Annotated in this window: 13 protein-coding genes and 1 pseudogene; 4 read left to right on the top strand and 10 right to left on the bottom strand. The window is 68.0% G+C overall.

Annotation, left to right across the window (positions count from 1 at the left end; genetic code table 11):
• Positions 1-141: pseudogene (locus GGR04_RS23970) on the top strand (IS3 family transposase); the annotation flags it as partial.
• On the opposite strand, the gene GGR04_RS13300 reads toward GGR04_RS23970, so the two are convergent.
• On the bottom strand, positions 131-643 hold the full coding sequence (locus GGR04_RS13300; protein WP_183200366.1) for a fumarylacetoacetate hydrolase family protein: 513 nt from the start codon (positions 641-643) through the stop codon (positions 131-133). The pseudogene GGR04_RS23970 and the gene GGR04_RS13300 sit on opposite strands and share 11 nt — an antisense overlap.
• Before the next feature lie 169 nt (positions 644-812).
• Between GGR04_RS13300 and GGR04_RS13295 the strand changes: the two genes are divergently transcribed.
• Together GGR04_RS13295 and GGR04_RS13290 are read left to right on the top strand one after the other, a co-directional pair.
• Positions 813-2,615 (top strand): acyl-CoA dehydrogenase family protein, encoded by a 1,803-nt coding sequence (locus GGR04_RS13295; RefSeq protein ID WP_183200365.1) that lies wholly within the window; start codon positions 813-815, stop codon positions 2,613-2,615.
• Positions 2,616-2,623: 8 nt separating this feature from the next.
• Positions 2,624-3,361 carry a crotonase/enoyl-CoA hydratase family protein gene (locus GGR04_RS13290; protein ID WP_183200364.1) on the top strand — a complete coding sequence of 246 codons (738 nt, stop codon included), beginning with the start codon at positions 2,624-2,626 and terminating at the stop codon, positions 3,359-3,361.
• Here GGR04_RS13290 and GGR04_RS13285 read toward each other — a convergent pair.
• The 7 genes from GGR04_RS13285 to aroC all read right to left on the bottom strand — a co-directional run bounded on the left by GGR04_RS13285 (position 3,329) and on the right by aroC (position 10,539).
• On the bottom strand, positions 3,329-3,979 hold the full coding sequence (locus GGR04_RS13285; protein ID WP_183200363.1) for a DedA family protein: 651 nt from the start codon (positions 3,977-3,979) through the stop codon (positions 3,329-3,331). The genes GGR04_RS13290 and GGR04_RS13285 overlap by 33 nt on opposite strands.
• A gap of 75 nt (positions 3,980-4,054) precedes the next feature.
• Positions 4,055-5,281, bottom strand: coding sequence for a class I SAM-dependent RNA methyltransferase (locus tag GGR04_RS13280; protein WP_183200362.1), 1,227 nt, complete (start codon positions 5,279-5,281; stop codon positions 4,055-4,057).
• The gene (locus GGR04_RS13275; protein WP_183200361.1) at positions 5,278-6,042 is read right to left on the bottom strand and encodes a TlyA family RNA methyltransferase; all 765 of its coding nucleotides are present in this window, start codon (positions 6,040-6,042) and stop codon (positions 5,278-5,280) included. Before GGR04_RS13275 ends, GGR04_RS13280 begins: the two co-directional genes overlap by 4 nt.
• Before the next feature lie 73 nt (positions 6,043-6,115).
• Entirely contained in the window at positions 6,116-8,032 is a 1,917-nt protein-coding gene (gene dxs, locus GGR04_RS13270; RefSeq protein WP_183200360.1) for a 1-deoxy-D-xylulose-5-phosphate synthase, read from the bottom strand.
• A 131-nt stretch (positions 8,033-8,163) separates the two neighbouring features.
• Complete coding sequence (locus tag GGR04_RS13265) at positions 8,164-8,433, bottom strand: exodeoxyribonuclease VII small subunit (RefSeq protein WP_183200359.1); 270 nt, start codon at positions 8,431-8,433, stop codon at positions 8,164-8,166.
• Between the two features lie 28 nt (positions 8,434-8,461).
• A complete protein-coding gene (locus GGR04_RS13260) occupies positions 8,462-9,388 on the bottom strand; it encodes a histone deacetylase family protein (RefSeq protein ID WP_183200358.1) in 927 nt (308 codons plus the stop codon).
• A 56-nt stretch (positions 9,389-9,444) separates the two neighbouring features.
• Positions 9,445-10,539 carry a chorismate synthase gene (aroC, locus tag GGR04_RS13255; protein WP_183200357.1) on the bottom strand — a complete coding sequence of 365 codons (1,095 nt, stop codon included), beginning with the start codon at positions 10,537-10,539 and terminating at the stop codon, positions 9,445-9,447.
• A gap of 207 nt (positions 10,540-10,746) precedes the next feature.
• Here aroC and GGR04_RS13250 point away from each other — a divergent pair, with 207 nt between their 5' ends.
• On the top strand, positions 10,747-10,971 hold the full coding sequence (locus tag GGR04_RS13250; RefSeq protein WP_183200356.1) for a DUF1344 domain-containing protein: 225 nt from the start codon (positions 10,747-10,749) through the stop codon (positions 10,969-10,971).
• Positions 10,972-10,979: 8 nt separating this feature from the next.
• Here GGR04_RS13250 and GGR04_RS13245 read toward each other — a convergent pair whose 3' ends face one another.
• Positions 10,980-11,591, bottom strand: coding sequence for a histidine phosphatase family protein (locus GGR04_RS13245; RefSeq protein WP_183200355.1), 612 nt, complete (start codon positions 11,589-11,591; stop codon positions 10,980-10,982).
• Positions 11,591-12,409, bottom strand: a complete 819-nt coding sequence (gene fabI, locus GGR04_RS13240) for an enoyl-ACP reductase FabI (protein WP_183200354.1) — start codon at positions 12,407-12,409, stop codon at positions 11,591-11,593. The genes GGR04_RS13245 and fabI overlap by 1 nt, the downstream gene beginning before the upstream one ends.
• Positions 12,410-12,487: the final 78 nt, after the last annotated feature.

Below are 12,487 nucleotides of genomic sequence, written 5' to 3'. Positions count from 1 at the left end.
TACGCCAGCATCACCGTCCTGCCCGACGCCGACACCATCCTCGCCTTGCTCCCCGACTGGATCGAGGATTATTGCGAGGTTCACCCGCACTCAGGCCTGAAGTTCCGCTCGCCTCGTGAGTTCATAAGGCTCAGTGCCTAAACCCAACAGCCGCCTGTCCGGCGAAATGGGGTCCACTCCAGTTGGCGAGCGTGAATCCCGCGACGTGGTCCATCGCCGTTTCGACGCTGACATATTTCGCCGTTCGGCCCATCACCACCGCCAGCTCGACCCCCCAGTCGGTGCGCGTGGACAGGCGTGGGATCTCGATCGGGTCGGTGGGGCCGCTGATCGCGGAGGGCGCCTTCATGAAGATCGTCGGTTCCGGGTTGATCTTGAAGCCGGCCAGACGTGCGCTGTCGTGGAAGTTCGGGCCGACGCCGATGATCTTGCGCACCCCCGCGATGGGCGCACAGAGCCGCGACGCCGGGTCGGCCTCCGGCAGGGAGGCAAGGTCCATCTCGCGCAGTGACGCGAGAAAGCTCGGATCGAGACTATCGCCCCGCCAATTGCGCACGGTCGCGGAGACGTCGCGAATCCGGTCGTCCCCATCGAGGATGCCGGGGCGCTCCTGACCGCGAAGCCCGAACCTCACTAGGCGCATTCTCGTCTCCTGCCTGCACGTCGATCGTTCATCGTCAGCAAGCCTGAGAGATGGTCTTTCGGGCGGAAGCGTCCAGCCTTTTGTTTTGACGTTAACGTCAATGATCGGTAGGTTTCGGCGATGCGTTCGTGCCCGATCGGCATCGGCGTCAGACCTCGCGAGGACCTCCATGTACAAGGCACCGGTGACCGAAATCGGCTTTGCCCTCCGGCACGTGGCGGGGCTCGAAGCGGCGATGGTGGAGGGTCTGACCGGCGACCTGACACCCGATCTGCTCGATGCCATCCTCGACGAGGCCGGACGATTCGCAAGCGACGAGATCGCACCCCTCGCGGCGATCGGCGACCGCGAGGGTGCCGTCTTCCGCGATGGCGCCGTGACGATGCCTTTGGGGTGGAAGGACCTGTACGCCCGGTGGACGGCAGGCGGCTGGAACGGGCTGACCGGGCCGGCGGACCATGGCGGGCAGGGGCTTCCCACCGCCGTCTCCGCCGCCGTCTGCGAGATGTGGAACGGCGCCTCGATGGCCTTCGGCATTGGTCCGACGCTGACGATCGGCGCAGTGGACGCGATCGAAGCGCATGGCAGCGTCCACCTGAAATCCGTCTATCTCGACAAGCTCGTGTCGGGCGAGTGGATGGGCACGATGAACCTCACCGAACCTCAGGCGGGCTCCGACCTCTCGGCCCTGCGCACCCGCGCGGAACGGCGCGACGACGGCACCTACCGGATCTTCGGCCAGAAGATCTACATCACCTATGGCGAGCACGATCTCACCGACAACATCGTGCATCTCGTGTTGGCGCGTCTGCCGGATGCGCCGGCGGGCGTGAAGGGCATCTCGCTCTTCCTCGTGCCGAAGTTCCTCGTCGAGGGCGACGGATCGCTTGGGTTGCGAAACGACGTGAAATGCCATGCCATCGAGCACAAGATGGGCATCCACGCCTCGCCCACTTGCACGATGATCTATGGCGATGGCACGGGCGAAACCGGCGAGGTGGGGGCGGTCGGCTGGCTCGTCGGCGAGGAGAACCGGGGCCTCGCCTGCATGTTCACGATGATGAACTCGGCCCGGCTTTATGTCGGCATTCAGGGGCTGGGCGTCGCCGAGGCGGCGTTCCAGAAGGCGCTCGACTATGCCCGCGAGCGGCGTCAGGGCCGCTCGACGCTTCTCGCCAAGGACCGCCGCGAGCCCGCTTCGGGCGAAATGGTGCCGATTATCGAGCATCCCGACGTCGCGCGCATGCTGCTGACGATGAAGGCGCTCGTCTCGTCGGCACGCGCCATCGCCTATTCCTGCGGCCATGCGCTCGATCAGGCGAAGGCTGCCCGAGGTCGGGAGGAGGCGCTGCGACACTGGAGCGAGCGCGCCAACCTGCTGACGCCGCTCGCCAAGGCGTTTCCGACCGACGTCGGCGTCGAGGTGGCGTCGCTGTGCATCCAGGTGCATGGCGGCATGGGCTATGTCGAGGAGACCGGCGCGGCCCGGCTGCTGCGCGACGCGCGGATCGCGCCGATCTACGAGGGCACCAACGGCATCCAGGCGATCGACCTCGTGTCGCGCAAGCTGCCGCTTTCGGACGGGCGCACCGTCGCCGCCTATATCGACGAGTTGGAAGCCATCGCCGAGGCCGTTCGTGGCTCCAACCGGCCGGCCTTCGGCGAGACCGCGGATCGGCTGGGCGAGGCGCTCGGCGACCTTCGCGACACCACGGCGTATCTTCTCGAGCACCTCCGCGCCGGGCGGTTGAGCGAGGCGCTGGCGGGGGCCACGGCCTATCTGCGGCTCTTCTCGCTGTGCAGCGGCAACGCCTATCTCGCCAAGGCGGCGCTGGCGGCGCCGGACGCCGACGAGCGGGCCGCTCTCGCGCGCTTCATGGCCGACCATCTGCTACCCGAGGTCGCTGCGCTGAAGCGCCAAGTCATGGCCGGCGCGTCGAGCCTCGATGCCGCGCGCGCGGCGCTGAACTGAGGGCGACCATGAGCAAGCACGTCGAAACCGCTTTCGCCGATGGGGTGATGACGCTGCGGCTCGTCCGGCCGGAGAAGCGCAACGCCATCGACCGCGCCATGTATGCGGCGATGGCGGATGCGCTCCGCCGCGCCGGCGACGATGCCGACATCCGCGCCGTGTTGATCGCCGGCGTGCCCGGTGCCTTCTCGGCCGGGAACGATCTGATGGACTTTGTTGCCTTCGGCAAAGGCGGCCCGATGGACGAGGTGCAGGATTTTCTGCTGGCGCTCGTCGCTTGCGAGAAGCCGCTCGTCGCGGCGGTGGATGGGCTCGCCGTCGGCATCGGCACGACGCTGCTGCTGCATTGCGATCTCGTCTACGCGACGCCGCGCTCGACCTTCCGCACGCCGTTCGTCGATCTCGGTCTCGTTCCTGAGGCGGCCTCCAGCCTGCTTGCGCCACGCCAGATGGGCACGCAGAACGCCTTCGCGCTGCTCGCGATGGGCGAGACCTTCGACTCTGGGGCGGCGCTTGCGGCGCGTCTCGTCTATGCGGTGACGGCGGAGGCCGAGGCCGAGGCGCGCTCGGCGGCGCAGCGCCTCGCGGCCAAGCCGCCCGAGGCGTTGCGGCTGACGCGGGCCCTCATGCGCGGCGAGCGGAGCGAGATCGAGACCCGCATTCGGGGGGAGATCGACCACTTCACCGATCGGCTTCGATCCACGGAAGCGCGGTCAGCCTTCGCGGCCTTCTTCCAGCGCGGCTGAAGCATTCTTCGCCGCCGTTTCGCGCTGCCGGCGCAGGCGGTTGCGGAAACCGAGGAGCGTCGTCGCCGTCAGCGTGAGGAAGACTGCGGCGATGGCCGCGTAGGCCCACGGGCTGCCGTGCAGATACCGGTCGATCTGATCGCCGAGGATGTAGGAGCCGAAGCCGTAGGCGGCCGACCAGAGGGCGGCGCCAAGCGCATTGAACAGCAGGAACTCCCACCAGGGAAAGCGCAGCGTGCCGGCGGCGAAGCCGCAGACCTGCCGCAGCACGAGGATGAAGCGCGCCACGAGCACGATCGGGGGGCCCACCTTGCGAAACCGCTGCTCCACATAGTCCAGCTTCTCCGGCGTCAGCCCGAATTTCGGGCCGTAGCGATCGGCGAAACGGCGCCCGAACCGATGGCCGAGATAGTATCCGAGATTGTCGCCCATCGTGCCGCCGACGAAGGACGCGCCGACCACGCCCCAGACGTTCAGTTCGCCATGCCCCGCCATGATGCCGGCGGCGATGAGGATGCTCTCGCCGGGAAAGGGCAGGCCGGTCGATTCGAGAAAGATCGACACGAAGATGACGACGTAGCCGTAGCTCTGGAGGAAGCCGGTGATGGTTTCGAGCATCGTCGCCTTCCTGCGGTTCGCGTGGTCTTCTTCCGCGGCTCTACGCGAACGCCCGCTTGGCGGAACGGGCTGGCCTCAACGCTCGAAAAGGGCGACGGCCTCGACATGGTGCGACCAGAGGAACTGGTCGATCGGCGTGACCGACAGGAGGCGATAGCCGCCGGCGATCAGGATCGTGGCATCGCGCGCCAGCGTCGGCGGGTTGCAGGAGACGGCGGCGATGCGCTGCACCTTCGACTTGGCGAGTTCGACGCATTGCGCCTCGGCGCCGGCGCGCGGCGGATCGAAGAGCACGCCACCGAACTTCTCGAGCTCCTTCGCCGTCACCGGACGGCGGATGAGATCGCGCCGCTCCAGCGTCACGGGCTTGAGACCCGACACGCCACGCCGCGCCCCGTCGAGGGCGGCCAGCGCCGGAGCGTCGAACTCCACGGCATGGACGGCCTGCGTGCGCGCCATGCGCAGCGCGAAGGCGCCGACGCCGCAGAAGAGATCTGCCACCGACTTGAGCCCTGCGAGATGGCCGAGCGCGACGCGCGCCATTTCCTCTTCCGCCGCCGGCACCGCCTGCAGGAAGGCGCCGGGCGGCAGCGCCACGGGGAGGCCGTCGATCGTGACCTGAGGCGAGCGTGCCTCCACGATCGTCTCGCCGGAAACGGAGAGGCGCGCGATCGAGGGGTCGAGCGCCAGCTTCACCGCTTGCTGGCGCAGCGCTGGGGTCAGCTTGGCGGCGTCGTCCACCGCGACGTCGAAGCCGCTGAGCGTCTCCGTCACCGTCATGCGAAGCTCGCGCTTGCGGTCGATCAAGAGCGTCGCGAGCTTGCGGAACAGCGGCAGGCGCTTGGCGATGACCGGCGTCACCACGAGGCAGGTCTCGATCTGCGAGATGCGGTGGCTGGCCGGCTCGTGGAAGCCGAAGAGCACGCGCGTGTCGGCCCGCACCGCCGAGAACACCGCGCGCCGACGCGAGGCCGGCGGGCAGGGCACGAGGTCGCCGATCTCCGCCGAAACGCCCTCGCGACGGAAGGCTTCGGACACGACGTCGCGCTTGAAGGCGCGGTAGAGATCCTCGCTCGCATGCTGTAACTCGCAGCCGCCGCACTGGCCGAAATGCGGGCAGGGCGGTTCGCGGCGCTCGGGAGACGCCGTGACGATGCGCTCGATGGCGGCGCGGCTACCGTCCCGCTCGATGTCGAGGGTTTCGCCGGGCAGCGAAAAGGGCACGAAGGCAAGGCCCCCTGGCCCACGTCCGATGCCGTCGGCTTGCGTGCCGAGCGCGTCGATGGCGAGGCGCTCGATCATCGCTTGGCGCCCGCCATGAGGAATTCCTTGTTGCCGTCGCCGCCCTCGATCGGCGAGGGGATAGGCGTCCGCGCCGTCCAGTCCGGCTGCGATCCCAGCCAGCTTGCCAGATCCTCGGCGATCGCCGGGGCCGACTCGGGATCCCGCAGCAGGCCGTTCTTGGCGATGGCGTCCTTGCCGGCCTCGAACTGCGGCTTGATGAGGAAGACGCCGTCCGCGCCGGGCTCGGCGAGTTCCAGCGCCGGCGGCAGCGCCAGTTTCATCGAGATGAAGGACACGTCGCAGACCAGAAGGTCGAAGCGATGGCCCGCGAGGTCGTCCTCGTCGAGATCGCGGGCGTTCAGGCCTTCGATCACGGTGACGCGCGCGTCGGCGCGGATGCGCGGATGAAGCTGGCCGTGTCCGACGTCGATCGCCACGACATGCGCCGCGCCCCGCCGCAGCAGCACCTCGGTGAAGCCGCCGGTGGAGGCGCCGACGTCGAGCGCGGTGCGCCCGGTCACGTCGATCGCGAAGGCCTCCAGCGCCGCTTCCAGCTTGAGACCGGCGCGCGAGACGTAGTCGGCGGCGGGATCGTCGAGAACGATCTCCGACTCGGGCGGCACGTTGAGGCTCGGCTTGGTGACCACGAGCCCGTCGACCCGCACGTGCCCGCGCAGGATCGCGTCGCGGGCCCTGGCCCGGCTTGCCGCAAGGCCCCGGTCGCTCACGAGGATATCGAGCCGCACGCGCGACAGATGCTGTTCTTCGGTGGATGCCATGGCTGAGGTCATGCGGCCCAAGCCGCCAAATGGCAAGGCTTGGAACGATTCTCGAATGCCGGCGGGTGGCGGATCAGGCCTGCAGTACGCGCCGCGCACTCTCGCCGAGCGCCCCGAAGACGACCTCGACGATCCCGGCCCGGTCGAGGCCGGACTGGCGGATCATCACCTCCGGAGCCGCATGATCGACGAATCGGTCCGGCATCGTCATCGGACGCACCTTCAAGCCGCGGTCGAGGAGGCCGTGGCGCGCGAGATATTCCAGCGCCTGCGCGCCGAAACCGCCCGAAGCGCCTTCTTCGAGCAGCACGAGCACTTCATGGTTCCCCGCAAGCCGGCGCAGCAGGTCGGCGTCCAATGGCTTCGCAAAGCGCGCGTCGGCGACCGTCGTGGAGAGGCCGAAGCCTTCCAAGTCCTCGGCGGCGGCCATCGCATCGGCGAGACGCGAGCCGAAGGAGAGAATCGCCACTTTCGTGCCCTCGCGCAGGATGCGGCCACGCCCGATCTCCAGCGCGGTGCCGCGCTCCGGCATGTCGACGCCCGTGCCGTTGCCTCGCGGATAGCGGAAGGAGATCGGCCCCTCGTCGTAGGCGACGGCGGTGCGCACCATGTGGCGCAACTCGGCCTCGTCGGCCGCCGCCATCACCACCATGCCGGGCAAGGGGCAGAGGAAGCCGGTGTCGAACGAGCCCGCATGCGTCGGGCCGTCGGCGCCGACGAACCCGGCGCGGTCGATCGCGAAGCGCACGGGCAGGTGCTGGATCGCGACGTCGTGGGCGATCTGGTCGTAGGCGCGTTGCAGGAAGGTGGAGTAGATCGCGACGAACGGCTTGTAGCCTTCGGTCGCGAGCCCGGCCGCGAACGTCACCGCGTGTTGCTCGGCGATGCCGACGTCGAAGGTGCGCTTCGGGAAGGCCTGCCCGAAGAGGTCGAGGCCGGTGCCGTCGGGCATCGCGGCGTTGATCGCGACGATCTTCTCGTCCTCGCGCGCCTCCTGCACCAGCGTCTCCGCGAAGACCCGCGTGTAGCTCGGCGCGTTCGACGAGGGCTTGGACTGCGCGCCCGTCGTCACGTCGAATTTGGAGACGCCGTGATACTTGTCGGCGCTGGCTTCCGCCGGCGCGTAGCCCTTGCCCTTCTTGGTCACGACATGAACGAGGACGGGGCCGGTGCCGGTGTCGCGGACGTTCTTGAGCACGGGCAGCAGATGGTCGAGGTCGTGGCCGTCGATCGGGCCGACATAGAAGAAGCCGAGCTCCTCGAACATCGTGCCGCCGGTGAGGAAGCCGCGGGTGAACTCCTCGGTCTTGCGCGCGCCCTCGCGCACGAATTCGGGCAGCCGCTTCGTCACCGCCTTGGCGCGATCGCGCAGGCCCCGATAGGTCTTGCCGGAAACGAGGCGGGCGAGATAGGCCGACATCGCGCCGGTGGGCGGCGCGATCGACATGTCGTTGTCGTTGAGGATGACGATCAGCCGGGCGTCGAGCGCCCCGGCATTGTTCATCGCCTCGTAGGCCATGCCCGCCGACATCGCGCCGTCGCCGATCACGGCGATCACATGGTTCCTGCGGCCGGAAAGCTCGCTCGCCACCGCCATGCCGAGGCCGGCCGAGATCGAAGTGGAGGAATGGCCCGCTCCGAACGGGTCGTATTCGCTCTCCGTGCGCTTGGCGAAGCCGGAAAGCCCCTTCTCCTGGCGCACCGTCCGCATGGCCTCGCGCCGACCCGTCAAGATCTTGTGAGGATAGGCCTGGTGGCCGACGTCCCAGATCAGCCGGTCGCGCGGCGTGTCGAACACCGCATGGATCGCCACCGTCAGCTCGACGACGCCCAGGCCGGCGCCGAGATGCCCGCCCGTTCGCGACACCGCGTCCACGAGATCGCGCCGCAACTCGTCCGCCACCTGGCGCAGGTCCGCCTCCGGCAGGCGGCGCAGGTCTTCGGGCGAGGCGATCTGGTCGAGCAGCGGCGTGGAAAGGGGCGACGACACGTCGGCAACTCCTGAGAGAACATGCTGTTTCGCAGGAAGCGGCGGACCGGCTTCGCGCAAGGGTCTTAGAACGGTTTCAACCGGGCTTGTCCACGTTGGCGCGCCAGCGCGACGCCCTGTCTCACGACAACTTAAGCGGGATCCAACGGCTCGGTTCCCGTCGCCTTGCCGGCGCGCGACAGCTTGATCTTCTCGACCTTGTCCTCGGCGGCGCTGAGCAGCCGGTCGCAATGGCTCTTCAGCTTCTCGCCCCGTTCGTAGATCCGAATCGAGTGCTCCAGCTGCACGTCGCCGCGCTCGAGATCGGAGACGATGCGCTCCAGCGATTCGAGCGCTTCCTCGAAGCTCATCCTGCGGATGTCGGAATCGTCGACCGGAAGGGTCGTGGTGGTGTCGGACATGCTGGCTCCCTGCGGATCGGGATCGGCCTCAGCCGATCATCAGCCGCTTGACGTGCGAGGCGACGGATCGGCCGAGCCCCTGGAGATCGTAGCCGCCTTCCAGCAGGCTGACGAGACGGTCGCCCGCGTGGCGCGACGCGACATCGAGAAGCTGGCCGGTGGCCCAGTCGAAATCGGCTTCGGTGAGATTGAGGCCGCCGAGCGGGTCGCGATGATGGGCATCGAAGCCCGCCGAAATGATGACGAGATCGGGCCGGAACGCTTCGAGCGGCGGCATCACGGCCTCGCGGAAGGCGGCGCGGAACTCGTCGGTGCCGTCGTCCTCGCGCAGCGGCACGTTGAAGACGTTGCCGACCCCGGTCTCGGAGCGGGCGCCGGTGCCGGGGTAGAGCGGCATCTGGTGCGTCGAGACGTAGAGGATCGACGGGTCGCTCCAGACGATGTCCTGCGTGCCGTTGCCATGATGCACGTCCCAGTCGACGATGGCGACGCGCTCCAGCCCATGGACGGCCTGTGCGTGGCGAGCCGCGATGGCCGCCTGGTTGAACAGGCAGAAACCCATGGCCGTCGCCCGCTCGGCATGGTGGCCGGGCGGGCGGGCGGCCACGAAGACGTTGCGCGCCGCGCCGCTCACCACATCGTCCACGGCCGCGCAGGCGGCACCCACCGCATGCAGCGCCGCCGCGAAGCTCTGCGGGCTGACGATCGTGTCGCCGTCGATCCGCGCCATGCCCTCGGTCGGCGTCGAGCGCGCGATCTTGCGCACGTGGTCGTGCGGGTGGCAGCGGTAGACGGCGTCGAGCGATCCCTCGCTGGCCAACACGCGGTCGAGATTCTGGAACGCTTCGTCCTCCAGCGCCGCCGCGACGGCCGCCATGCGTTCTGGTCGCTCCGGGTGGCCGGGGCCTGTGAGATGCTCGGCGAAGATCGGATGATGGTAGAGGCGCGTCATCATGGAGGATCGAGCGTCCGCGAAAGGAGAAGAGGAGGAGATACGCTCGTTCGACGGGTTCAGCTTCGGCCGGTCTGGCCGCGGTGCCGGAGATAGTGGTCGGCGATGGCGCAGGCCACCATGGCCTCGCCGATCGGCACGGCACGGATGCCGACGCAAGGGTCGTGCCGGCCCTTCGTCATCACGTCGACCTCCTGTCCGTCGGCATCGACGGAGCGGCGCGGCGTCAGGATTGAGGAGGTCGGCTTCACGGCGAAGCGCGAGACGACCGGCTGCCCGGTGGCAATGCCACCGAGAATGCCGCCGGCGTGGTTGGTCAGGAAGAGGGGCGTCCCGTCGTCGCCCATCCGGATCTCGTCGGCATTTTCCTCGCCCGACAGCGTCGCCGAGAGGAAGCCGTCGCCGATCTCGACGCCTTTCACGGCGTTGATCGACATCAAGCCGGCCGCGATGTCGGCGTCGAGCTTGCCGTAGAGCGGCGCACCGAGACCTACGGGAACGCCTTCGGCGACGACCTCGACCACCGCGCCGATCGAGGAGCCGCGCTTGCGCACGCTGTCGAGCAGCTCGGCCCAGCGCTCGGCCGTCTCGGCATCGGGGCAGAAGAACGGGTTGTTGCGGGTCTCCGCCCAGTCGAACCGCGAACGCTCGATCGCGACGTCGCCGATCTGCACGAGGGCGCCGCGCACCACGAGGCCGGGCACGATCTGCCGGGCGATGGCGCCGGCCGCCACGCGTGTCGCCGTTTCGCGCGCCGAGGAGCGACCGCCGCCGCGATGGTCGCGCACGCCGTATTTCATGTCGTAGGTGATGTCGGCATGGCCGGGACGATAGCGCCGCGCGATGTCGCCATAGTCCTTGGAGCGCTGATCGACGTTCTGGATCTCCAGCGCGATTGGCGTGCCCGTCGCCACCAGCTCGCCATCCCGCTCGCCGGGCATGGTGCCGGAGAGGATGCGCACGGCGTCGGGTTCTTGGCGCTGCGTCGTGTAACGCGACTGGCCCGGGCGGCGTTCGTCCAGGAAGCGCTGGATCATCGGCTCGGAGAGAACCGTGCCCGGCGGCGTGCCGTCCACTACGCAGCCGATCGCCGGCCCATGGCTCTCGCCCCACGTGGTGACGCGAAAGAGATGGCCGAAACTGTTATGCGACATGGCTGCGATCCGGTGAGGCTGCGGTCCGGTGACGGGTCCGCGCCGGTTTACGATTTGCTTACCGCAAAGGTCAAATCCCACGTGGGCGGGCAAAGGCGCGTCCGTCAAACTTCGCGAGGTCCTGGAAAAAACCACATTCCCGAACCCAAACTCATGCAAGGGCGGCGGGACGATCCGCTTGGCCGCTTGGCGAACTCGGAGCATCCCATGACGAGACGTGTCGTCGCTTTCTTCGCGTGCTCGGTGCTCACGGTATCGATGACGATCCCGGCGATGGCGGAAGAGGCTGCCGGATCGATCGAGGGGATCGACCGCGACGGCGCCTCCCTGCGGCTGACGGACGGGAAGACCTACCTCCTGCCGGACGATTTCGACACCGATCGTCTCAACCCGGGAATGGAAGTCCACGTGCTGTACGAACGCGCGGACTGACGGGCGTCTCACACCCAGGCGAGGATGCCGCGCTCGACCCGCAGGATGCGGTCCTGGTGGATATCCTCCTGTGCAGCCCGCACTTCGGAAACGCCGCCGTAGAGGCAAAGGAACGCACGCGTGATCCCGCCATGCGCCGTCATGATCGTCGGACGATCCAGCGCCTCGAAGACAGGCGCCACGCGCGCTGAGAGCCCCGAATAGTTCTCCGCTCCCTCGCCGGGCGGCACGAAGTTCCACTTGTCGCGCTTGCGTGTCGCAAGGCCCGCGGGATCGCGCGCCTTGACCTCTGCCAGCGTGAAGCCTTGCCAGTCGCCGAAGTGGATCTCGCGCAGTCGTTCGTCGCGCCGAAAGTCGTCCTCCGGCAAACGAAGCGTGCGGCGAATGATTCTCATCGTTTCCGAGGCGCGGCCCATCGGGCTCGACACGAAGTCGAACGTCGCCGCAGCCTCGCCCAAGACGTTGCGCAGATAGGTGCCGTTGCGACTGGCCTGCGCACGGCCGGTCGAGTTCAACGGAATGTCGCTCTGGCCCTGAAGGCGCCCGTCCGCGTTCCAGTCGGTCTGGCCGTGGCGGCAGAGATAGAGGAGGGGCAGGGACGCTGCGTCGCGCGGCGTCATCAGTCCTTCACGACCGAGATGTCCGGCGCATCGACGGCCTTCATGCCGACGACGTGATAGCCGGAATCGGCGTGGTGGATCTCGCCGGTCACCGAGCGCGACAGATCGGAGAGCAGGTAGAGGCCGACATCCCCCACCTCCTCGATCGTCACCGTGCGGCGGAGCGGCGCGTTGTACTCGTTCCACTTCAGAATGTAGCGGAAGTCGCCGATGCCGGACGCCGCGAGCGTCTTGATCGGGCCGGCCGAGATCGCGTTGACGCGAATGTTCTTCGGCCCGAGGTCCACCGCCAGATATTTCACGCTCGCCTCGAGCGCCGCCTTGGCGACCCCCATGACGTTGTAGTTCGGCATGACCTTCTCGGCGCCGTAATAGGTCAGCGTCAGCATCGACCCGCCATCGGTCATCAGCTTCTCGGCGCGCTGGGCGACCGCCGTGAAGGAATAGACCGAGATCAGCATGGTCTTGGTGAAATTGCCCTCCGACGTATCGACGTAGCGGCCGGTCAACTCGTCCTTGTCGGAAAAGCCGATGGCGTGGACCAGGAAGTCGAGCTTGCCCCACTTCTCCTCGATCGCCGCGAAGCAGGCATCGATCGTGGCAGCGTCGCCGACGTCGCAATGGCCGCAGACAAAGGCACCGAGCTCTGCCGCCAAGGGCTCGACCCGCTTGCGCAGCGCATCTCCCTGGTAGGTCAGCGCGATCTCCGCGCCTTGGTCCGCCAGCGACTTCGCAATCCCGTAGGCGATCGAACGATTGTTCGCGACGCCCATGATGAGACCGCGCTTGCCCTTCATCAGGCCGACCGATTCCACCATGCCGGGTCTCCTTCAACTGCAGTCTGCAACGTCGCGATGCGGCGGCGGTATGGCATAGCGTTCACACGCCAGCAAGCA

Source organism: Aureimonas pseudogalii (assembly GCF_014196835.1).
GTDB lineage: Bacteria > Pseudomonadota > Alphaproteobacteria > Rhizobiales > Rhizobiaceae > Aureimonas > Aureimonas pseudogalii.
This window is presented reverse-complemented; position numbering and strand designations above follow the sequence as displayed.